Source organism: Ralstonia soli (genome assembly GCF_023955655.1).
GTDB lineage: Bacteria > Pseudomonadota > Gammaproteobacteria > Burkholderiales > Burkholderiaceae > Ralstonia > Ralstonia soli.
Map to the genome: position 1 here is coordinate 526,190 of NZ_JAMXHT010000005.1, position 21,631 is coordinate 547,820.

General features: G+C 65.6%; 16 protein-coding genes. 11 read left to right on the forward strand and 5 right to left on the reverse strand.

Annotated elements, in window-relative coordinates; translation table 11 throughout:
• Positions 1-161 precede the first annotated feature (161 nt).
• From NG900_RS15535 to NG900_RS15550, 4 genes are all read left to right on the forward strand, one after another.
• On the forward strand, positions 162-2,912 hold the full coding sequence (locus tag NG900_RS15535) for a sensor domain-containing protein (protein ID WP_252681961.1): 2,751 nt from the start codon (positions 162-164) through the stop codon (positions 2,910-2,912).
• Between the two features lie 125 nt (positions 2,913-3,037).
• Entirely contained in the window at positions 3,038-3,541 is a 504-nt protein-coding gene (locus tag NG900_RS15540) for a DUF6622 family protein (protein ID WP_252681963.1), read from the forward strand.
• A 94-nt stretch (positions 3,542-3,635) separates the two neighbouring features.
• Positions 3,636-4,460 (forward strand): TOBE domain-containing protein, encoded by an 825-nt coding sequence (locus NG900_RS15545; RefSeq protein WP_252681965.1) that lies wholly within the window; start codon positions 3,636-3,638, stop codon positions 4,458-4,460.
• A 5-nt stretch (positions 4,461-4,465) separates the two neighbouring features.
• Complete coding sequence (locus NG900_RS15550; protein WP_252681967.1) at positions 4,466-4,966, forward strand: flavodoxin family protein; 501 nt, start codon at positions 4,466-4,468, stop codon at positions 4,964-4,966.
• A gap of 9 nt (positions 4,967-4,975) precedes the next feature.
• On the opposite strand, the gene NG900_RS15555 is transcribed toward NG900_RS15550, so the two are convergent.
• Both NG900_RS15555 and modB read right to left on the reverse strand, forming a co-directional pair.
• Complete coding sequence (locus NG900_RS15555) at positions 4,976-5,707, reverse strand: ABC transporter ATP-binding protein (RefSeq protein WP_252681969.1); 732 nt, start codon at positions 5,705-5,707, stop codon at positions 4,976-4,978.
• A complete protein-coding gene (gene modB / locus NG900_RS15560) occupies positions 5,704-6,390 on the reverse strand; it encodes a molybdate ABC transporter permease subunit (protein ID WP_252681972.1) in 687 nt (228 codons plus the stop codon). The genes NG900_RS15555 and modB overlap by 4 nt, the downstream gene beginning before the upstream one ends.
• A gap of 711 nt (positions 6,391-7,101) precedes the next feature.
• Between modB and wecB the strand changes: the two genes are divergently transcribed.
• The 7 genes from wecB (at position 7,102) to NG900_RS15595 (ending at position 15,428) form a co-directional block, all read left to right on the forward strand.
• Positions 7,102-8,271, forward strand: coding sequence for a non-hydrolyzing UDP-N-acetylglucosamine 2-epimerase (gene wecB / locus NG900_RS15565; RefSeq protein ID WP_252681974.1), 1,170 nt, complete (start codon positions 7,102-7,104; stop codon positions 8,269-8,271).
• A 19-nt stretch (positions 8,272-8,290) separates the two neighbouring features.
• Positions 8,291-9,625, forward strand: coding sequence for a glycosyltransferase family 2 protein (locus tag NG900_RS15570; protein ID WP_252681976.1), 1,335 nt, complete (start codon positions 8,291-8,293; stop codon positions 9,623-9,625).
• Complete coding sequence (locus NG900_RS15575; protein WP_252681978.1) at positions 9,622-10,665, forward strand: hypothetical protein; 1,044 nt, start codon at positions 9,622-9,624, stop codon at positions 10,663-10,665. Before NG900_RS15570 ends, NG900_RS15575 begins: the two co-directional genes overlap by 4 nt.
• A gap of 100 nt (positions 10,666-10,765) precedes the next feature.
• On the forward strand, positions 10,766-11,689 hold the full coding sequence (locus NG900_RS15580) for a hypothetical protein (RefSeq protein WP_252681980.1): 924 nt from the start codon (positions 10,766-10,768) through the stop codon (positions 11,687-11,689).
• Between the two features lie 2 nt (positions 11,690-11,691).
• Positions 11,692-13,533: a polysaccharide deacetylase family protein gene (locus tag NG900_RS15585; protein ID WP_252681982.1), complete on the forward strand. Its 1,842-nt coding sequence runs from the start codon at positions 11,692-11,694 to the stop codon at positions 13,531-13,533.
• A 102-nt stretch (positions 13,534-13,635) separates the two neighbouring features.
• Positions 13,636-14,586, forward strand: coding sequence for a YaiO family outer membrane beta-barrel protein (locus NG900_RS15590; protein ID WP_252681984.1), 951 nt, complete (start codon positions 13,636-13,638; stop codon positions 14,584-14,586).
• The gene (locus NG900_RS15595; protein ID WP_252681987.1) at positions 14,583-15,428 is read left to right on the forward strand and encodes a hypothetical protein; all 846 of its coding nucleotides are present in this window, start codon (positions 14,583-14,585) and stop codon (positions 15,426-15,428) included. Before NG900_RS15590 ends, NG900_RS15595 begins: the two co-directional genes overlap by 4 nt.
• A gap of 80 nt (positions 15,429-15,508) precedes the next feature.
• Here the strand turns inward: NG900_RS15595 and NG900_RS15600 are convergent, their stop codons facing one another.
• Genes NG900_RS15600 through NG900_RS15610 form a run of 3 tightly spaced genes read right to left on the reverse strand, consistent with a single transcriptional unit; the run spans position 15,509 to position 21,595 of the window.
• Positions 15,509-17,035: an efflux transporter outer membrane subunit gene (locus NG900_RS15600; protein ID WP_420804156.1), complete on the reverse strand. Its 1,527-nt coding sequence runs from the start codon at positions 17,033-17,035 to the stop codon at positions 15,509-15,511.
• A gap of 13 nt (positions 17,036-17,048) precedes the next feature.
• Positions 17,049-20,255, reverse strand: coding sequence for an efflux RND transporter permease subunit (locus tag NG900_RS15605; RefSeq protein ID WP_252681989.1), 3,207 nt, complete (start codon positions 20,253-20,255; stop codon positions 17,049-17,051).
• 29 nt (positions 20,256-20,284) lie between these two features.
• Complete coding sequence (locus NG900_RS15610; RefSeq protein ID WP_252681991.1) at positions 20,285-21,595, reverse strand: efflux RND transporter periplasmic adaptor subunit; 1,311 nt, start codon at positions 21,593-21,595, stop codon at positions 20,285-20,287.
• Positions 21,596-21,631 lie beyond the last annotated feature (36 nt).

Consider the following 21,631-nt stretch of genomic DNA (forward strand, 5'->3'; position numbering starts at 1 on the left):
CGAGGGGTTGCCGATGCACGCATGCCGGGGGTATTGCATGCGTCGCTCTTCAGTTTTCCGCCGGTGCGCCGTTGTTGGATAGGGTCGAGACTTCGGTTTTGTCTACCTGCCGGGTCTGTCGTGTTCCTGTTGCCGTTGCTGTTCCAGCTACCGTATTGCCCATGACCCAGTACCTTCCGGTCCAGACCGGAGCCTCTTCTGTTGACGTTGCGCCGAGCCCCGAGGCTGCGCCGCGTCCGGTGGCGGCCGCAGCCGGGGCTGTGACGGTGGGGCGCGGCACCGATTTCGATGCGCTGTCCCGGCTGTCGTCCGATGCCGTCCTGCTGACGGTGGAAGGGCGTGTGGTGCGAGCCAACCCGGCCGCCGCGCGCCTGATGGGCGCCCAGGATGTGGCGCAACTGGCAGGCGCGCAGCTCGCCGGCCTGATCCACCCCGATGACGTTGCCCAGGTGGTCCCGCGCCTGGCCGGCATGGTGAGCAGCGGCACCGCCGCCCAGCCGGTCGAGCACCGCCTGGTGCGCGCCGACTACACCCATGTGCTGGTCGAAAGCGTCGCCACCGCGTGCGAGCACGACGGCCAGCCTGCTGTCATGCTGGTGCTGCGCGAGGCTGGCTCCCGCCATGCGCTGGAGCGCCATGCCGTGCAGGCACGCGCTGAAGCGCTGCATGCGCGACGCCTGCTCGCCTCGGAGAACGCCGTGCTTGCGCAACTCGCCTCCAATGCGACGCTGTCGACCGTGCTGCGCCACCTGTGCCTGTATGTGGAGCAGGTCTATCCGAATGCGATGTCGGCCGTGCTGCTGCTTGATCCGGCCACCCAGCGCCTGCGGGTGGCCGCCGCGCCAACGCTGCCTGCGCCCTATACCGCCACGCTGGAGAACACGCCCGTCGGTCCGGATGCCGGCGCATGTGGCTGCGCCGTGTACCTGGGCGATACCGTACTGATCGACAACATTGCGGCCGACCCACGCTGGCAGCACGAGCGCACGGCGGCTCTGGCGGCCGGCTTTGCTGCGGCATGGGCGTTCCCGATCCGTTCGTCGCGCGGCGACAAGCTCGGCGTGCTGACGCTGTTCTATCGCCAGTCCTGCCTGCCGGTCGACGAGGAGCAACAGTTGCTGGACGATGTCACGCACCTGGCGGGCGTCGCCATCCAGAAAGACACCATCGAGCGTGGCCTGGCTGAGAGCGAAGAGCGCTATCGCCTGGCCATCTCGCACCTGAACGAGGGCGTGCTGATCCAGTCTCTGGACGGCGTGGTGCTTGCTGCCAACGCCAGCGCCGAGCGCATCCTGCGTGTGCGGCCCGGCCAGCTGGTCGGCCGCAACCGGCTGGACCCGCTACAACGGGTGGTGGACGAAGACGGCCGCGAGGTGGCGCGTGATGTGTTGCCATCGCAGCTCGTCAAGCGTAGCGGCGAACCCATCCTGGGGCGGGTCTATGGCCTGCTGCTCAAGACCGGCGAGCTGGTCTGGATTCGCGAGAACATCATCCCGATCCGCCGCCACGGCGAGCCGGTGCCCAGCAGCATCATGCTGTCGTTTGCCGACATCACCGACATCAAGCGCGCCGAGCAGCGGCTGCGTCACCTCGCCGCGCACGATGCGCTCACGGGGCTGACCAACCGCAGCTTCTTCATCGCGCATCTGGAAGGTGCCATCGACGGTGCGCGCGACGAGAGCCGCGAACTTGCGCTGTTCTTTCTCGATCTCGACCGCTTCAAGAGCGTGAACGACACCGCCGGCCATGCCTGCGGCGACACGCTGCTGCAAAGCGCCGCCGCGCGCCTGACCGACAGCATCGGCCCCGGCGACGTGATCGCGCGCCTGGGCGGCGACGAGTTCGTCATCCTGATCGACCAGCGGGTCGAGGGCAAACGCATCGCGCTGCTGGCCGAACGGCTGCTGCAGGCAATGCGGGAGCCGTTCGACACGGTGAATGGGCGCTATTACCTAGGCGTGTCGATTGGCGTGGCGCTGTATCCGCACGACGGCCTCACGGGCTCCGACCTGCTGCGCTCGGCCGACGCCGCCATGTACCGCGCCAAGCAGAACGGCCGCAACCGCGCGCAGTTCTACACGGCGGAGCTCAACGCCCGCCTGCAGCGCCGCTACCTGCTGGAAAACGCCCTGCGCGATGCCCGCGAGAACGACGAACTGCAACTCGTCTACCAGCCCAAGTACGACCTGGCCAGCCACCGCATCGTCGGCGCCGAGGCGCTGCTGCGCTGGAACAGTGCCAAGCTCGGGGCAATCTCGCCGGTGGAGTTCATCCCGGTGGCGGAAGAGACCGGGCTGATCGTGCCGATCGGCGCTTGGGTATTGCGCCGCGCCTGCGAACAGGCGGTGACGTGGTACCAGGCGCTTGGTTATGACTTCCGCATGGCGGTCAACCTCTCGGCGCGCCAGTTCCAGGCCGGCGACGTGGTGCCGATGATCGAGCAGGTGCTGGCCGACACCGGCCTGCCGCCCACCGCGCTGGAAGTGGAAATTACCGAAAGCCTGCTGATGGGCGGCGCGGATGAAGTCCGCCCGATGTTCGATGCGCTCACTGCGCAGGGCATTCGCATTTCCATCGACGATTTCGGCACCGGATATTCGTCGCTGTCGTATCTGCAGCGCTTCCCGATCAGCAACGTCAAGATCGACCGCTCGTTCATCACCGGCATTCCGGGCGACCCCGATTCCGTGGCGCTGACCGAGGCCATCGTCGCCATGGCGCGTGCGCTGGGCATGACTGTCACCGCTGAAGGCGTGGAAGATGCCGACCAGGTGGAATTCCTGGCCAAGGCGGGCTGCCAGGAAATCCAGGGCTACTACATCGGCAAGCCGGTTACCGCGGAAGGTTTCGACCGCCTGCTGCGGGCGCACTTGTCCGTGGTGGACGCAGGTGTGCGTGCCGCGCTTGGATGACTGAGTCGGCTGACTGCATCGGCTGACCGAGCCGTTCACGCCGGCGTTTCTGCCGTTCGTCGCAATCCGCTCCCGCGTGCCGCAACCGGCACCCAAGCTGGCGTCATTCCAACAGGGAGACCGCCATGCTCGAATCCATCAGCGCCATCGTGTCGCATACGCCCGCCTGGGTGTTCGTGGTGTTTGCCGTGCTGATCGCTATCGGGGTGCGCCAGATGCAGCCGCGTGTCGTGTCACGTCGCCGCTTGGTCATGCTGCCGCTGGTGGTGGCCGCGTACTCGCTCTACGGCGTGTCGATGGCGAGCCATGGCAGCCCGCTTGCGCTCACGATGTGGCTGGTGGCCGTCCTGGTGGCGTTCCTGCTCACATATATGTCGCCGCCCAACGGGGCGGTGTCGGAGACAGCCGGCACCGTGCGCGTGCCCGGCAGCTGGGTGCCGATGGTGGTGATCGTGGGCCTGTTCGGCGCCCGCTACGCCTACAACGTGATGCTGGCGATGCACCCGGAAGTCTCGCACTCGGCCAGCTTCATGACGCTGTTCAGTGCGCTGTTCGGCTTCCTCGGCGGGTTGCTGCTCTCGCGCTCGGTGCTGCTGCACGTGCGTACGCCGCGCCTGATGGCGGCTTGATCCTGTCCCACCCCGGGATGCGCTGATCCCGCCCCCGATCGGCGTGTCAGCGTTAACATCTGCATGTTGCAATCTCCATCCAACACGAGACGACATGCTGGAACTCGACGGCACCATCTGGCTGCGCGCCGGTGAAGACAATTGGGGCGGTCACGGCCGCATCGAACTGCTGGCTGCCATCGGCCAGACGGGCTCCATCACTGCGGGTGCCAAGGCCGTGGGGCTGTCCTACAAGGCTGCGTGGGACGCCATCGACACCATGAACAACCTGGCCGGCGAGCCGCTGGTGGTGCGCACCACGGGCGGCAAGGGCGGTGGCGGCAGTGTGCTGACGCCGCGCGCGCAGCGGCTGATCGAGAGCTTCCGTGTGCTGGAAGCCGAGCACCGCCGATTTGTCGAATGCCTGGACGCCGCCGCGCGAGCCGCGAGTGAAGATGCCCACCTGCTGCGACGCCTGATGCTGCGCACGAGCGCGCGCAATGCGCTATTCGGCACGGTGGAATCGGTGGCATCGGGCGCCGTCAACGATGTGGTGTCGCTGCGCCTGCCGGGCGGCCAGGCCGTGGCCGCCACCATCACGCAGGAAAGCACGCATGCGCTGGGGCTGGCACCGGGCGTGCAGGCCGTCGCGCTCATCAAGGCGCCCGCCGTGATGCTGCTGCGCAGTATGGGCGACGGCGTGGGCGAGTGGCGCGTGTCGGCAGAAAACCAGTTGCCATGCGTGGTGACGGAAATTCGCGATGGCGCGGTACAGGCCGAAGTGCGCCTGCGTTTGCTGGATGCGCATGCCGCATCGGCGGGTGAAACCGTGCTGGTGGCCATGCTCTCGCGCACGGCGGTCGAGACGCTGGGCTTGGCCGAGGGTGTGGAGGCCGTGGCCGTGTTCGAGGCGTCGAGCGTGATTCTCGGGTTGGCGTAGGCGCCATGGCTGCAGCCAAAACGCTGCTGATCGTCTATCACTCGATGACGGGCGGCACGCGCCAGATGGCCGAGGCTGCGCAGGCGGGCGCCGTTGCGGAAGGCAGCGTGGTCGTGCGCTTGCTCCACGCGGCGCAGGCAGGGCCCGACGATGTGCTCGCGGCGGACGGCTACGTCTTTGCCACACCAGAGAACCTCGCCGCCATCAGCGGGCAGCTCAAGGATTTTTTTGACCGCTGCTACTACCCCGCACTGGACCGCATCAACGGCCGTCCTTACGCATGCCTCATCTGCGCGGGCAGCGACGGCCAGAACGCCGTGCGGCAGATCGACCGCATCGCCACCGGCTGGCGGCTCAAGCCCGTGGCCGAGCCCATCATCGTGTGTACACATGCGCAAACGCCCGAGGCCATCCTGGCCTCCAAGCACATCGGCGCAGAAGCGCTAGAACGTTGCCATGCCCTGGGCGAGGCGTTGGCAACCGGGTTGGCGTTGGGCGTGTTTTAGGTCCGGACCCTAGCGGTTCACCACCGCCGTCAGATGCGGATAGGGCGACAGCGGGGGCGCATCCGGCGAGCGCACCGCATCGGCCACCACGCGGCCATCGCGCAGCTCGAACACGTGGTCACCGAAAATCTCCACATCGGCTGGGTCATGCGTGATCATCAGCATCGGCACCTGCAGCCGCGCTTGCAGGGCAGACAGCTCCGAGCGCATGCGTGTGCGCAGCGCCGGGTCCAGCGCGGCAAAAGGCTCGTCGAGCAGCAGCATGGAGGGTTCGGCGATCAGCGCACGGGCCAGTGCCACCCGCTGGCGCTGGCCTCCCGAGATCTGCGCAGGGTAGTTGGCGGCCACGGCGCCCAGTTCGAACGTGTCGATCCACGGCTGTACGCGCGGGTCATGCCGACGACGGGGCGGGTTGAACCACCCGCGCTTGAGCCCGAACGCGATGTTCTGCGCCACCGTCAGGTGGTTGAAGAGCGCGTAATCCTGGAAGAGATAACCGACGCGGCGCTCCTGCACGCTGAGGCTGACCCCCTCGGTGTGGTGGAACAGCGTGCGGCCGTTCAGCACGATATGGCCGCGGTCGGGCGTCATCAGGCCGGCGATGGCACGCAGCGTGAGGCTCTTGCCTGCACCGGACGGCCCGTACAGCACCACGCGATGGCTGTCAGAACGCACGGCAATGTCGAGCGAGAACACACGTGCCGCGCTCGCCAGCGTCTTCTGCACGACGAGGTCGATCATGCCGGCTGCTCCTGCAGGCTGGGTGCTCGCCCTTGCAGCAGGCGGCTGGCCACCACCAGCACCACGATGCAGGTGAGCGAGGTGATCAGCACCAGCGTGTTGGCGGTGGCATCGTCGCCGGCCTGCACGGCTTCGTAGATGGCGACGGAGAGCGTCTGCGTGCGGCCGGGCAGGTTGCCGGCAATCATCAGCGTCGCGCCAAACTCGCCCAGCGCACGTGCAAACGCCAGCAGCACCCCGGCGGCAATGCCGCGCGCGGCCAGCGGCAGCGTCACGCGAAAGAACACAGCCGCTTCCGGCAGGCCCAGCACGCGGGCGGCGTTTTCCAACTGGTGGTCTACCCCCTCAAACGCGGCGCGTGCCGACTTCATGACCAGCGGAAACGCCACCACCGTGGAGGCGATCACCGCGCCCTGCCACGTAAAGACGAGCTGGATGCCCATGCTGTCGAGCCATCCGCCGATTGGGCCGCGCCGGCCCAGCAGCACGAGCAGGTAATAGCCGAGCACGGTCGGCGGCAGCACCAGCGGCAGCGTGAGCACCGAATCGATGACGTCACGCAGGCCGCTGCGCATGCGCGCCAGTGCGTAGGCGGCGGCGACGCCCAGGACGAGGTTGAGGGCGGTCGCCCAGCCGGCCACCTTGAGGGAGAGCAGCAGGGGCGTCCAGGTCGAAGCGGACATGTCGCGGGTAAAAGCGGTGAGACGGCGGCTGAATGGAGTGTCGTAAGCGCAATATAGGGTCGGTGATAACGGTGGTCAATGCACAGTGCCTGATTCCGCATATGGGAACAGCGAAATAACGCCTGGCGACGTGACAGCGGAGGCGGGAGCCATGGCGTGCCTTGGTCGCAGCCATGATGAAGTGGCATATCCGGACGCCGCCGATACCTGCGCATCGCCGCTTCTCGATGCCTGTGTGCAGACAAAAGGAGACACCCCGGGGGATGGGCGGGAATGCCGTCGCGCGTTTGCACCTGTATTGGCGTTGCCTCTTCACCGGTACGCGAATGCAAGGCCGATCGCCTCCTGATTGCCGGTTCCGCAGCGGAAAATAACGCGTTCAGGCAATGAAATGGCTGTATCGCAAGTCCGGAAGCGGCTGTGCGCCTGGCGAACGATTCTTGCAATAGGTGCGCTTTGCCATTAAGTTTCCGCCGGATTTGCCGTTTATCATTCGAGCCCCCGAAAAAGGGGGTAATGCCAGTCAGCCATTCTGTTTAAAAAAACGTGGGGTGGCGGCGAAGGTCTGTTCATTGAGAAAATCGCGGCCTGCACGACGCCCGATTTCCACGCCCACAGTCGCAGGAGAGCAGAGGTGGCGTCCACCGATTTTCCGCCTCGTCAGTCCTGTATGCGCATGCGTCGTGCATGCCGTGCCCTTTCTATCCGGTTATGAAAATTCTCTCCGTCTTCGGTACGCGCCCCGAAGCGATCAAGATGGCGCCGCTCGTCAAGGTCCTAGCTGAGCAGTCCGCCATGGAATCGGTCGTGTGCGTGACGGGGCAGCACAAGCAGATGCTGCAGCAGGTGCTGGACCTGTTCGACATCGTTCCGCAGTACGACCTGGAACTGATGACGCAGAACCAGACACTGAACGGACTCAGCGCGCGCCTGCTGACAGCTTTTGACGACGTGCTGGAGACGGTGCGTCCCGACCGCATCCTCGTGCATGGCGATACCACCACGGCCATGATGTCGGCGCTGGCGGCATTCCATCGCCGCATTCCCATCGGCCACGTGGAAGCCGGCCTGCGCACGGGCGACTTGTACCAGCCGTGGCCAGAAGAGATGAACCGCCGCACCATCGACGTCTGCGCCGACCTGTTGTTTGCGCCCACCGAATCGTCGCGCCGCAACCTGCTGGCTGAGAACCTGGGCGGGCGCATCCTGGTGACGGGCAACACCGTGATCGACGCGCTGCTGCAGACCACGCAACGCATCCTGAAGGACGACGCCTTCCGCGCCGAACTGGATGCGCACTTCCCGTTCCTGCAGGACGATCGCAAGGTGCTGCTGGTGACGGGCCACCGCCGCGAGAACTTTGGCCCCGGCTTCGCCAACATCTGCGAGGCACTGGCCGCGCTGGCACGCCGCGACGACATCCAGATCGTCTACCCGATCCACCTGAACCCGAACGTGCGCGGCCCGGTGCAGACGGCGCTGGCGGGCCTGCCCAACGTGCACCTGATCGAACCGCTGGATTACGCGCGCTTCGTGCGGCTGATGCAACGCGCCCACGTGATCCTGACGGACTCGGGTGGCGTGCAGGAAGAGGCGCCGTCGCTGGGCAAGCCGGTGCTCGTGATGCGCAACGTAACGGAGCGCCCCGAGGCCGTGCAGGCCGGCACTGTGCGCCTGGTCGGTACGGAGGTGGACAGCATCGTGGGTGCCGTCAACCACCTGTACGACAACGACGACGCATGGCGCGCGTTCTCGCAGCACCTGAACCCGTATGGCGATGGGCTGGCTTCGCAGCGCATCGTGTCCGCCCTGGGGGGCGGGTTCGTCCAGGAGTTCCTGGGCGACATGGGCGGCATGGACGACGAGCGCGAAGCCGCCTGACCGAAAGGCGATCACGATCATGTCTGCCCTTGCGATCGATATCCTGCAGGTTCTTCTGCTCTGCATCGTCATGCTGCTGGTGATCTACACCGCGCGGCATTACCTGTTCACGCTGAACCGACTGTTTGGCCGCCAGCGCCAGCCGTATCTCGATATCGAGCAGGGGCTGTGGCCGAGCGTGGTCGTCTGCGTGGCCGCGCACAATGAAGAGCGCGTGATTGCCGACTGCCTCAATGCGCTGCTGCAGGTGGACTACCCGCAGGACAAACTGACCATCATGCCGGTCAATGACCGCTCGAAAGACCGCACGCGCGAGATCATCGACGAGATCGCGGCGCGCAATCCGGGCCGTTTTCAACGGTTCCACCGCACCGAAGGCCGGCCCGGCAAGGCGGCCGCGCTGCGCGATGCGACGCAGCTGATCGATGCCGAGATCATGATCGTGTTCGACGCCGACTACCTGCCGGCGCGCGGCCTGATCAAGCAGCTCGTGGCACCGTTTTTCGACCCCGAAGTCGGCGCCATCATGGGCCGCGTGGTGCCCGTGAATGCCGGGGCCAACCTGCTGACGCGCCTGCTCGACCTGGAGCGCTCCGGCGGCTATCAGGTGGACCAGACCGCCCGCATGAACCTGGGCCTGGTGCCCCAATACGGCGGCACCGTGGGGGGCGTGCGCCGTCGCGCGTTGGACGATATCGGCGGCTGGAACATCGACACGCTGGCCGAAGACACCGACGTGACGTTCCGCCTGCTGCAGCACGGCTGGAAGACGGTCTACCAGAACCGCTCCGAGTGCTACGAGGAAGTGCCCGAAGTCTGGCCCGTGCGTCTCAAGCAGATCAGCCGGTGGTCGCGCGGCCACAACCAGGTGATGGTCAACAACATCCGCAAGCTGCTCGCCAACGATCGGATCGGCAAGCTGGAGCGGCTCGACGGCGCGTTGCTGCTGCTCATCTTCATCATGCCGATGGTGCAGCTGCTTGGCTGGGTGGTGGCGGTCGTCCTGTTCTACGTGGCGGCGCAGTCCATGGTCTCGGGCTGGGTGCTGCTGGCCGCGCTGATGTGCTACGGCGGGTTGGGCACCAATGCCGCGTTCTTCGAGATTGCGGCGGCCACGTACCTCGACGGGCATCGCAACCGCATCCGCCTGCTGCCGCTGAATCTGTTCGGCTTCCTGGTCAGCATGATGACGATCTCGCGCGCCGGGGTGACGCAGATGATCGACGCCTGGAAGAAGCGCGAACTGGTGTGGGACAAGACCGAGCGCTTTCGCACCGAAACCTCCGACGTGGTGAGCATCATGGACGGCGAAGGCCCCATCGGCCGCGCCCGCACCGGTTCGGAGCGCACATGATCGGAAACCTTCTGCTGCTGGGCGGTTCTGTGGCGGGCCTGCTGGTTCTGCCGTTCCTGCCGGCATTGTCGGAGTGGCTGCGCCCGACGGATTCCGCGCCGCTGCCAATGCGGCGTGACCAGCCGAACAATCTCACGTTCTTCGCCAACAGCTTTCGTCGCCGGCTGCAGGATCAGTATGGCGTCGACGTTGATGCAATGCGCACCGCGGGCACTGCATACCAGGTGCCCGTCAGCGCGGAACTCAGTGTCGGCCGGGATCCGCGTGGCTTGGCCCCGGACGAGCAGGCGGCGTTGAAGCGGGCACTGGGCAAGGGCAACCACATCGTGGTCTTTCGCGGCAATGCGTGGCTGGGTTCGCGCAGCCGTGTGCGCGCCGATCTGTATGTCGAGCAGGATGTGGCCGTCGAGCGCGACACCCGCCTGCGCGCCTGCCTGGCCGAGGGCGATATCGAACTCGGCGAAAACGTGGTGGTGCAGCGCTGGGTGCATGGCCGCAATGTCCGCTTCTCGCCCAATGTGCGCATCGAGGGCCGCGTCACGGCGCAGGAACACATCGTGATGGCTGCCCCCGCGCATTTCGAACGTGCCAGCGCCAGTGATGTGATGTTTGGCGATACCCGCGGCGCTGCGCACCCGGTGGACTTGCCCAAGCCGGCAACCGAGCGTCGCGTACTGGACGGCGAAGCCACCTTGTCCACGGACAATGCCACCGATGGCGATTACGTCGTGCGCGGCGATTGCCGTGTCTCGGGCGGTACGGTGCTCGAAGGCAGCATCAAGACGCACGGACACTTGCGCACGGGTGAGGGCGTGCGCATTGCCGGAACGCTTTCGGCACGCAAGAATCTCGAGATCGGCGCGGGCAGCGCTGTACTCGGCCCGTTGATCGGCTTTGAAGATATCGTGCTTGGCCCGAACTGCCGCATCGGCCGTCCGGATGCGCCCACCACGCTCGTGTGCAACCGCTTGTTCGTCTCGCCGGGTTGTGTCGTGCATGGCGTGATCACCGCGCACGAGTTTGCCCGAGTGCAAGGGTAAGGAGGTTCGCATGGTCGCCTTCTGGAACCGCTGTGTCCGCCACTGGAGCGCTGTGTTAGCAGGTTTGGTCCTGTGGACGGCTACCGCTCAGGGGGCGACGATGTTTGAAGACTTCATCACGCCCGATGGAGCGATGACCGTATTCGCCCAAGGCGATTACGTGGAGCCCTACGTCGCCATCGAGGCGTTGCTGGTGGCCCATCGCCTGGGTGTTGATGTGCAGGCGCCTGCCGTGGGGTTGGCTAACTGGCTGCTGCCGTATCAACAGGCCAACGGCGCATTCCCGCGCATCTGCCGCAGCGGCACAAACGGTACGAGCGCTACAAGTGGCGCAAACGGCTGGACGGTCTGCGGCCAAGCCGATGCGGACGACTCGCAGGCTGCGTTCTGGTGCCTGCTCGTCAACGAGATCCTGCACGGCCCACCGCAACTGCTGGCGAGTTGCAGCCGCTCGCTGCTGCACCTGACCGCGCTGTGGGACCCGACGCGCACCACCTTCCAGGCGTTCGCCGATGGGCCGGCAGCCTACTTTGCCGACAACGTGGAAGTGATCGGCTCGCTCAATTGGCTGCGTGCCGATCCCAGGGCGTCGCTGCAATACGCGCTGGAGCTAGCTTTGCTGCCGTCGAACAAGCAACTGATGGACGGCCTGGCAAAGGCCTACGGCTATCAGTTGAATGGCGCGCTCGATCCCGCACGCGTCAGTCTGCCGCCTGTGCCGTACGGGTTCTATCCAACGGCGGTGGCGCCGGTCTACCCGTGGGTTCATGGCCTGGAGGCCATCCCCACCGCGCAGCGCAAATGGGCGGTGTGGAAGGTCCGTTACGGGCAGGCATGGCTGTCCGGCCAGGCAGACCCTTTCCCGTGGGGCATGATCGCGTGGGCCGCCTACAAGCTGGGTGATGCGCAGACTGCGCTCAAGTGGCTTCAGGCCGCGCCGCAATGGCGTGCGGCAGGCCGCTGGAATTTGATGGAAGAGGGCGCGCTTGTCGGGCTCTCGCATGCACTGGCTGTTTCCCAATGAACATGACTTCCAAGACGACCTGGGGCAAGCGCCTGGCTGGTCTGCTGATCCTGGTTGCCTTCGTGGCGTGCGCGTTGCTGCTGGCGCGTAATCTCAGTGCCGGCCCCGGCCGGCCGCAGTCCGATGACATCGTGCTGGTGGTGCCCGACAACGTGGGTAAGGACAACCGCGTCTATGTCCAGGCTTGGGAGGACGCCGCACTGGAAGAGGGCGTACGCCTGCGCACGATGTCGGCGTCGGAGTTCGTGCGCCATGGGTTGAACGGTGAGCGCACGTTCGCGGGCGTGATCCTGCCTGACACCGTGCACCGTTCGATGACCACCGCGCTCATCAACCAGATCAGCCAGTTTGTGCAGAACGGCGGCGCGCTGATGCAGGTCTATGACGCGGGCATCCTCAACGAGAAGGGCTTTTACGAAGACGGCGCCTCGCGCATGTCGACGCTGGCCGGCGTGCAGTACGGTTTCTATTCAGCCCTGCGCGCAAAGATGGAGGCCCAGGCGACTGTCTACGGCGATCCCGATGTGATGGCCGATCTGCACATCCCGCCGGGCCGGTGGATCGTCGCCGATGGGCGTGCCGTGCTGTCGGGCTACGGGCGGGACATGCTGCAGTATCCGACCCTGCAGACACGTGGCGACTATGCCGGCACGGTGCTGCTGCGCTCGGAGGACAACTCCGTCATCGCGGGCGAGCGCGCGGTGGGCAAGGGCGCCGTGCTGTTTGTCAACCTGCCGCTGACGTATCTCAAACTGCGGACCGACGGCGTGCTGATGCACGGTTTCCTGAGCTACTTTGCCGGCCACATGCTGGAGCAGCCGCGCCTGTCACCGGCACCGCAGGGTGTGGGCGGCCTGGTGCTGAACTGGCACTGCGATGCGCGCATCTGTATCGACGCGACCGATAAGCTGATCAAAGACGGCGTCTTCAAGCGCGGCCCGTTCAGCTTCCACATTACCGCAGGCCCCGACCAGCGCCAGTTTGGCGACGGCCTGGGCGTGGACCTCGCCAACAACCCCGAGTTTGCAGATGTGGTGCATGGCCTGATGCAGCAGGGCCACGAGGTGGGCAGCCATGGCGGCTGGATTCACGACTGGTTCGGCCTGACCGTGAATGAAGACAACCAGGCCAGCATGGAGACCTATCTGCAGAAGAACGCAGACGCCATTCAGGCGCTGACCGGCAAGCCGCAGACCGAGTATTCCGCGCCTACCGGCAATCAACCCGAATGGGCGACACGCTGGCTGGACGAGCACAACGTCAAGGGCTACTACTTCACGGGCAACATTGGCCAGGGCCCTACGCGCACGTATCGCAACGGCCGGCGAGACGAGCACATCTGGTCGTTCCCGGTCCAGACATATGGCCAGTACTCGACCATTGAAGAAGCGTATATGTCGAGCATCCCCGAGCCGGAGATTGCGGCGTGGCTCACGTCGCTGGTGAAGTTCACCACCGACACGGGCGAGGTCCGCCTGATCTATTTCCACCCGCCGGGCGCGGTGCGCTACCTGCATGCTATCGACGCGCTGATGGACGCAGCCGATGCGCAAGAGGCGCGCAAGCGGTTCCGCTGGCACACCATCACGCAGATGGCCGAGTTTGCCGAGCGGCGGGAGAAGACCGTATGGCAGGTAACATCGGCGCGCGGTGATCTGCGCCTGAACGCAGAGAACCCGCAAACATTGAACGAGTTGACCTGGTTGTTTCCGGTGGATCGCTATGACGAGCCACGCGTGGAGGATGGGCAGGCCAGTGTGAACCGGGAAGGCGACAATTGGCGCGTGGTGGCGGGGGCCGGTAACAAGCTTGCCGTTGCAGCAAGGCTGAAGACGGGCAGCTAGCCGCCAGCTGTCGACCAGACGGAGCAGTCAGATTGGACAGGGCCGCGGCTATGCATTCAAAAAGGCGGGCGCCCACATTGATAACAGACGGGGAATACCAGCGTGGATCGAACTTCAATCGCGTGGATGGTCGCTGCAGCCATGAGCGGCATGACGGCGCCCACCGCATGGGCGCAAGCGGGCCAAGAACAGCAGACACAGCGGGCAGAGGCTCAGCCGGGGCAACCGGCCGCGCAGGAGGGCGCCGCCGCCTCGGCTGGTGCAACGGCCGTCGCCGTGACGCCTGTGCCCGCGCCAGGCGCCGACGCCGCCACCGTGCCGCAGCCGTTGCCTGCTCCCTATGCACCCGAGCGGGCCGCTATTGAAGTCGTGCTCGACAACGGTCGCATGACCGACGGTAACGGCGGCGCCACCGCGCTGGCCGTGCGCGGCATGATGGTCACGCCGTACGGCATCTGGCAGGCAGAGCTGGATCGCCAGAGCCGCTTCGGCTTTGCCGGGCAGTACGGCGCGTTGTCGCTCACCCGCGATCTTTCGGACGACTATTACGTCACCGTCGGTGCCGGCACGGGCAACAGCGAGCTGTTCTCCAAGTGGCGCGTTGACGTAGCCGGTTATCGCAAGTTTGGCCCTGACCGCCGCTTCGTCGCAGGCATTGGCGCCTACTACGCGCAAGGACAGGACAGCGACCGCTCCGACCAGGGCCTGGTGCTGAGCACGCTGGCGTACTTCCAATCGGTGGTGCTCGAAGGCGGACTGCGCTTCAATCGGGCCAATCCAGGCATGGTGTTCGGCCCCAGCCAGTACATCGCAGCCACAATCGGCAATGACGAGAAGCGCGCCCTGATCTTGCGCGTGGAGCACGCCCGCGAGGCGTATCAGGTGTTGTCCACCGGCAGCGAACGTGCGGACTACAACAGCATGAGCTACGGCGTGCAGTGGCGCGAGCGCGTCTCGCGCGACCTGCTTCTGCTGATCGGTGCGCAGTACTACCACAACCCCTTCTACAACCGCACGTACGGTGAAATCGGTTTCCGCTGGAGCTTCCGATGAGCGCCAAGCCGTTGCCTGATGAGGCCTCGGCAGGCGCACCGCCTGACAAGCGCCGCGTGCGCGGGCATCAACCCAAGCGCGTGATCGGTTACCGCGGCGACCGCATCCTCATGCACCGTGCAATGCGGCGCTTGGCGTTTCCGTTGTCGCGCTGGGTCGACGTGCTAGGCATTCCGTTGGCCCTGACTATTGGCTACTGCGCGATATGGCCGATGGTGGCAGCGCTGTGGCAACGCATCATCGGCTTCTGGAACGTGGCGCTGGAAGGGCAGGTTCGCCTGGCAGCCGTCAAGGCGCTGGTGCCGGGGTTCGGCTCGATCCCGTATCCGCACAGCGATGCCGCACTGCCCACGTCCGTGCAATGGCTGGTCGGCATGATCGTGACGCTGGTGCTGCTGTTCGGTACGCGATTCATCAGTGGCCGTGCGCTGCCGCTGGCGTACTGGCTGCGCTTCATTGGCGTGGTGCAGGCCAGCGCCCAGTTCTACTTCTTCATCTGGCCGGCGAGCTTTCCGTATGACGGCGGCGGGTCGATCGGCTCGCTCATGCAGGCGTCAGTGGTGGTGGTGCTGATCACGCCGTGGCTCTATGCGCTGATCTATAACGTGCTGGACTTCGGCTTCGTGCGCAAGCTCGTGCTGTCGGTCATGGGCATGGCGTATCTGACGGTGTTCATCCCGTTCCAGTACACGCTGGCATCGGTGGTGCTGCTCAAAGGGTCGATGCTCTGGTATCCGCAGATCTTCCTGCTGTGGGCCGTGTTCCTGCAGTTCGGCATGCTGGTCGGCTTCTATGCGTGGGCGATGAGCTGGAAGGCACGCGGCGCGAAAAACGCGACCTGACCTGACGCCGTCCCTCAAAAGAAACGCGGCCGAAGCCGCGCTGAATCTCGCTTTCCAGAGAGAGGGAGCCATCCTTACGTTTACTGCTGCGCCACCGTTGCGGGCTTGGCTTGGTCCGGTGGCGGCAAGTCACCCCAACCGCCGCCCAGCGCCTTGATCAGCCCCACCGTGGCATTCACCCGGCTGCCCGCGAGCTGTACGCCGATGCGCTCGGCGGACAGCATATTGCGCTCGGCATCGATCACATCCAGGTAGTTGACCGAACCCGCGTTGTACCGCGTGCGCGAAAGCTGCGCGGCACGCGACGAGGCACGCACCGCATCGTCCTGGGCCCTGGATTGATCGGCCAGCAGGCGCAGGTCTGACAGGTTGTCTTCCACCTCGCGGAAGGCCACCAGCACGCTCTCGCGGTAATTGGCGACATTCTCTTCGTATGCGGCACGCGCTTGCTTCACGCCGGCGCTGCGTGCGCCGCCGTCAAAGATCGGCAACGACAGCGCGGTGCCGACCAGGGGCCCGAGAATCCACGTACGGCTGCCCCACTTGAGCAGGTCGCCGATGTCGTGCGATTCATAGCCGAAGCCGCCCGTGAGCTGCAGTTGCGGGAAGAATGCTGCGCGCGCCACGCCAATGCGCGCATTGGCCGCAGCCATCGACCGCTCTGCCGCAGCCACGTCTGGACGGCGTTCCAGCAGGGCGGAGGGAAGGCCGGCCGGCACGCGCACATCCATGGTGTCCAGCGGCTGGGTCGTCATGCTGAAGTCGGCCGGAGCCTTGCCCAGCAGCGTGGCCAGCGCGTGTTCGAGCACGGCGCGACGGCGCTGCACGCCAATGCGGTCGGAACGTGCCGTGGCCAGTTCAGCATCGGCGCGGGCCACATCCAGCTCGCCGATGTCGCCGGTGTTGAAGCGGCGCTGCACGAGCTTGAGTGCCTCTTCACGGCCGACCAGCGTGCGGGCGAGCAACGCCTCTTCCGCGTCGAGCGTGCGCAGGCTGAAGTACGTCTGCGCGACGTCGGCCTGCAGCGACAGGCGGGCCGCGCGGTACAGCGCCTCGACACGCTCTGCATCGGCATCGGCGGCACTCACGCTATTGTGTACGCGGCCGAACAGGTCAGCCTCATACGCCACGGTGGCCTGTGCGCGCCAGTAGGTCTGCGGCTGCACCGGTGCGCCGACCGGCAGGCCCGCCGATGCGGCCGAACCCCGCTGGCGCGTGGGGCCGAAACCCGCATCCAGTTCCGGGAACAGCGATGCCCGGTTGGCCTGCACGAAGGCGCGGGCCTGAGTTACACGCGCGGCAGCGGCGGCCAGCGTGGGGCTGGCTTCCGCGGCCTGCGCTTCGAGCTTGTCGAGCGTCGGGTCGTTGAAGATCTTCCACCATGCGCCATCGGCGGGCAGGGCGGGCTCGGCGGTCTTCCACTTGCCTTGCTCGCTGGCGGCCAGCGGTGCGTCTGCTGGCTGGGCCGCCTCCTTGAAGGCGTTGGGCGTACCGACGTCTGGCTTCTCGTACGTTGGGGCCAGCGAGCAGGCCGCGAGGAACAGCGCGGCGGCCAGCGCCAATGGCGTCCAGCGGCCCGGCCTCATTTGTTGTTTGAACGCGTTCATAGCGATGTCTTGATTAGTGTTGACCCGACGGCACAGGCAGTGCGCCATCTAGGTCCAGATCACGGTCCGAAGCATCCTCCGAGCGCTGGCCGCGGCGTGCGGCCAGCGTGCGCAGCAGCACGTAGAACACCGGCGTGAGGAACAGGCCGAACAGCGTCACACCCAGCATCCCCGCGAACACGGCCACGCCCATGGCATGGCGCATTTCCGCGCCGGCACCGGTCGACACCACCAAAGGCACCACGCCCATGATGAAAGCGATCGACGTCATCAGGATCGGGCGCAGACGCAGGCGGCAGGCCTCGATGGCGGCTTCCACGATGGAGCGTCCTTGCAGCTCAAGCTCCCGTGCAAACTCCACGATCAGGATCGCGTTCTTGCACGCCAGCCCCACCAGCACCACCAGACCGATCTGCGTGAAGATGTTGTTGTCTCCATGCGAGACCCACACGCCCAGCATGGCGGCAAACAGGCTCATCGGCACGATCAGGATCACAGCGAGCGGCAGCGTCAGGCTTTCGTACTGCGCAGCCAGCACCAGGAACACCAGCAGCACGCAGATCGGGAAGATCCACACCGCCGAGTTGCCAGCCAGGATTTGCTGATACGTCAGGTCGGTCCACTCGAAGCGCACGCCCTTGGGCAGCGTTTCATGCGCGATGCGTTCCACTGCGGCCTGTGCCTGGCCCGACGAGAAGCCCGGCGCCGGGCCACCGTTGATGTCGGCAGCGGTGTAGCCGTTGTAGCGCACCACCATGTCCGGCCCGAAGCCCTGCGACACGCGCAGCAGCGATGACAGCGGCACCATGTCACCCGCCTGGTTGCGCGTCTTCAGTTGCAGGATGTCTTCGGCATGGGCGCGGAACGGCGCGTCTGCCTGCACCTTCACCTGGTACGTGCGGCCGAAGCGGTTGAAGTCGTTCACGTACAGCGAGCCCAGATACACCTGCATGGTGTCGAACACATCCGTGACCGGCACGCCCAACTGCTTGGCCTTTACGCGGTCCAGATCGGCATTCAACTGCGGCACGTTGATCTGGTAGCTGGAGAACGACGGCCCCAGTTCCGGCGCCTTGCGTGCCTTTGCCATGAAGGCCTGCGTGGCGGCAAAGAGCTGCTCGTAGCCGACTGAACCCCGGTCTTCGATCTGCATCTTGAAGCCGCCCACCGTGCCGAGACCCTGCACCGGCGGCGGCGGGAATACCGCGATGAACGCGTCCTTGATGGCGCCGTATTGCTTGTTCAACTGGCCCGCAATCGCACCGCCCGACAGGTCGGCGCTCTTGCGCTGGTCAAACGGCTTGAGCGTGACGAACACGATGCCGGCGCTCGGGCTGTTGGTGAAGCCGTTGATCGACAGGCCCGGGAAGGCCACGGCGCTTTCCACGCCGGGGTGCTTCAGGGCGATGTCCGACATGCGGCGGATCACGTCTTCCGTGCGGTCCAGCGAGGCACCGTCCGGCAGTTGCGCGAAGCTCACCAGATATTGCTTGTCCTGCATCGGCACGAAGCCGCCCGGCACCTTGTTGAACAGCAGTGCGGTCGCGCCGATCAGTGCGAGGTAGATGCCAAGCATCACCGCCTTGCGACCGATCACGCGCGAGGTGCTGCGGCCATACGATTCCGAAGCCGCACCAAACACACGGTTGAACGGACGGAAGATCCAGCCCAGGCCCTTGTCCATCGCACGCGCCAGCCAATCCTTGGGCGCGTCATGGCTCTTGAGTAACAGTGCTGCGAGCGCCGGCGACAGCGTGAGCGAGTTGAACGCTGAGATCACGGTCGAAATTGAGATCGTCAGCGCGAACTGCTTGTAGAACTGACCGGTCAGGCCCGTCATGAAGGCCAGCGGCACGAACACGGCAATCAGCGTCAGCGCAATGGCGATGATCGGGCCGCTCACCTCGCGCATGGCCTTGTACGTCGCCTCGCGTGGTGATAACCCTTCGGCGATGTTCCGCTCGACGTTTTCCACCACCACGATGGCATCGTCCACCACGATCCCGATCGCCAACACCAGCCCGAACAGCGACAGCGCGTTGATCGAGAAGCCGAACATCAGCATCAGACCGAACGTACCGATGATCGACACCGGCACCGCCAGCAGCGGAATGATCGACGCGCGCCACGTCTGCAGGAACAAGATCACCACGAGCACCACAAGCGCCACCGCTTCCAGCAGCGTGTGCGTGACGGCTTCGATACTCGATCGGACGAACTGCGTCGGGTCATAAACGATGCGGTAGTCGACACCTTCGGGAAAGTCCTGCTTCAGTTCCTCCATCGTCTTGCGCACGTCATCCGAAATCTGCAGGGCGTTGGACCCCGGCGCCTGGAAGATCGGAACGGCCACTGCCTGCTTGTTGTCCAGCAGCGAGCGCAGGCCGTATTCCGATGCGGCCAGCTCGATGCGGGCCACGTCGCGCAGGTACGTCACCGCGCCGTTGGGCGAGCTCTTGAGGATGATGTCGCCGAATTCCTGCTCGGTCTTCAGGCGCCCTTGCGCGTTGACGGACAGCTGCAAGTCCGTGCCCGGCACCGACGGCGAACCGCCGATTACACCGGCCGCCACCTGCACGTTCTGGTCGCGGATGGCCTTGACGACTTCGTTGGCCGTCAGACCGCGCTCGGCGACCTTGTTCGGGTCAAGCCACACGCGCATCGAGTAGTCACCCGAGCCAAACAGCTGCACCTGGCCTACACCGGCGATACGCGCAAGGCGATCCTTGACGTTGAGCACCGCGTAGTTGCGCAGGTACGTCATGTCGTAGCGGTCGTTGGGCGACAGCAAGTGCACCACCATCGTCAGGTCGGGGCTGCTCTTGATGGTGGTCACGCCCAGGCGTTGCACCACATCTGGCAGGCGCGGCAGCGCTTGCGAGACGCGGTTCTGCACCAGCTGCTGTGCCTTGTCGGGGTCGGTGCCCAGCTTGAAGGTGACCGTCGTGGTCATGTTGCCGTCGCTGTTGGCCTGCGACTGCATGTACAGCATGTTCTCGACGCCGTTGATCTGCTCTTCGAGCGGCGAGGCGACGGTCTCGGCAATCACCTTCGGGTTGGCGCCCGGAAACTGCGCACGCACCACCACCGAAGGCGGCACGACCTCGGGGTACTCCGAGATCGGCAATCGCCAGATCGAGATGATCCCGATCAGCAGGATCAGCGTGGAGAGCACGCCCGCAAAGATGGGGCGGTCCACGAAAAATTTAGAGAAGTTCATGGCTGTGAGCGATGAGGTTCAGGCGCAAATCAAGCGCGGTCGGCCGGCAGGCGTTGCGCGGTAGCGGCGGTCTTGGCGTTGGCCGGCTTGGCCTCGGCCTTTGCGGTGGGGGCAGCAGGGGTGTCGGCTTTGGCCTCGGCGGGCGTAGCGGGCGCTTCAGGTTGTGCACCCGGCAGCACGACACGCTTGGTGACGAGGCTGTCCATGGTCACCGTGTTGGGTGCCACAGCGTCGCCAGGGCGCACGCGCTGGATGCCGTTGACGACGATGCGGTCTCCCGCCTTCAGGCCCGACTTCACCACGCGCAGGCCGTCGATGGACGCACCCAGCACAACCGGGCGATAGCTCGTCTTGTTGGCCGCATCCACCACCAGCACGAATTTCTTGTCCTGGTCCGTGCCGATGGCCTTGTCGCTGATGAGGATGGCGTCGTGCGGTGCACCGCTGCTCATCCGCACGCGGGCGTACAGGCCCGGCGTGAGGCGGCCGTCGGCGTTGTCCAGCGTGGCGCGCACGCGGATCGTCCCCGAGCGCACATCCAGCCGGTTGTCGACGGATTGGATCGCGCCTTCGCGCGTGTAGCCGTCTTCATTGGCCAGGCCGATGTAGACCGGGGTCTTGGCGCCCTGGGCGGCCTTGGCCGAGTAGCGCAGATAGCTTTGTTCGTCGGCATCGAACGCCACGTACATCGGCGACACCGACACCAGCGTCGTCAGCACAGGCGCGGCGCCGCCGGCGGATACCACGTTGCCCACCGTGATCTCTGCGCGCGATACGCGGCCCGACACCGGCGCCACGATGCGCGTGTACTCCAGATTCAGTTTGGCGGCATCCAGTGCGGCGGCGGCGCCTTGCAGGTTGGCTTGCGCCTCGCGTGCGGCGTTTTCCTTCTCCTCAAACTCGCGGCGCGCGATGGCGTTGTCGGCCACCAGCTTCTGTGCGCGGTCGAGTTCGGACGTGGTGTACGCCACGCGCGACTTGGCTGCTGTCAGCGCGGCTTGCGTGCGGGCAACTTCTGCCGCATAGGGGCGCGGGTCGATGGTGAACAGCGGGTCGCCCTTCTTGACGATGCTGCCGTCCTTGAAGTGGACCGCCGTGACGGTTCCGCCCACCAGCGGGCGGACTTCCACGCGCTCGACGGCTTCGATGCGGCCGGAAAATTCATCCCATTCCGCCACGTTGCGCGCGACGACGGGTGCCACATCCACCGGCGTGGCAGCCGGTGCGGCGGCCGGCTGCTGCGAGGCGCCGGCACTGGAAACCAGACCGTAGGTACTGACGGCTGCAATGCCAACCACTGCTGCAACCGAAATGGCGATGGTGCGTTTGGACAGGCTCATGATGTCTCTCGATTTCGTTGGGATCAGCAAAGAGGA

What these genes read in the sequence shown, in the direction of transcription:
- modB (WP_252681972.1), bottom strand. Translation starts at nt 6,390, where the DNA reads ATGTCCGCTTCGACCTGGACGCCCCTGCTGCTCTCCCTCAAGGTGGCC.
- NG900_RS15610 (WP_252681991.1), bottom strand. Translation starts at nt 21,595, where the DNA reads ATGAGCCTGTCCAAACGCACCATCGCCATTTCGGTTGCAGCAGTGGTT.
- NG900_RS15540 (WP_252681963.1), top strand. Translation starts at nt 3,038, where the DNA reads ATGCTCGAATCCATCAGCGCCATCGTGTCGCATACGCCCGCCTGGGTG.
- NG900_RS15545 (WP_252681965.1), top strand. Translation starts at nt 3,636, where the DNA reads ATGCTGGAACTCGACGGCACCATCTGGCTGCGCGCCGGTGAAGACAAT.
- NG900_RS15585 (WP_252681982.1), top strand. Translation starts at nt 11,692, where the DNA reads ATGACTTCCAAGACGACCTGGGGCAAGCGCCTGGCTGGTCTGCTGATC.
- NG900_RS15550 (WP_252681967.1), top strand. Translation starts at nt 4,466, where the DNA reads ATGGCTGCAGCCAAAACGCTGCTGATCGTCTATCACTCGATGACGGGC.
- NG900_RS15580 (WP_252681980.1), top strand. Translation starts at nt 10,766, where the DNA reads ATGTTTGAAGACTTCATCACGCCCGATGGAGCGATGACCGTATTCGCC.
- NG900_RS15595 (WP_252681987.1), top strand. Translation starts at nt 14,583, where the DNA reads ATGAGCGCCAAGCCGTTGCCTGATGAGGCCTCGGCAGGCGCACCGCCT.
- NG900_RS15600 (WP_420804156.1), bottom strand. Translation starts at nt 17,035, where the DNA reads ATGAACGCGTTCAAACAACAAATGAGGCCGGGCCGCTGGACGCCATTG.
- NG900_RS15570 (WP_252681976.1), top strand. Translation starts at nt 8,291, where the DNA reads ATGTCTGCCCTTGCGATCGATATCCTGCAGGTTCTTCTGCTCTGCATC.
- NG900_RS15555 (WP_252681969.1), bottom strand. Translation starts at nt 5,707, where the DNA reads ATGATCGACCTCGTCGTGCAGAAGACGCTGGCGAGCGCGGCACGTGTG.
- NG900_RS15605 (WP_252681989.1), bottom strand. Translation starts at nt 20,255, where the DNA reads ATGAACTTCTCTAAATTTTTCGTGGACCGCCCCATCTTTGCGGGCGTG.
- NG900_RS15535 (WP_252681961.1), top strand. Translation starts at nt 162, where the DNA reads ATGACCCAGTACCTTCCGGTCCAGACCGGAGCCTCTTCTGTTGACGTT.
- NG900_RS15575 (WP_252681978.1), top strand. Translation starts at nt 9,622, where the DNA reads ATGATCGGAAACCTTCTGCTGCTGGGCGGTTCTGTGGCGGGCCTGCTG.
- wecB (WP_252681974.1), top strand. Translation starts at nt 7,102, where the DNA reads ATGAAAATTCTCTCCGTCTTCGGTACGCGCCCCGAAGCGATCAAGATG.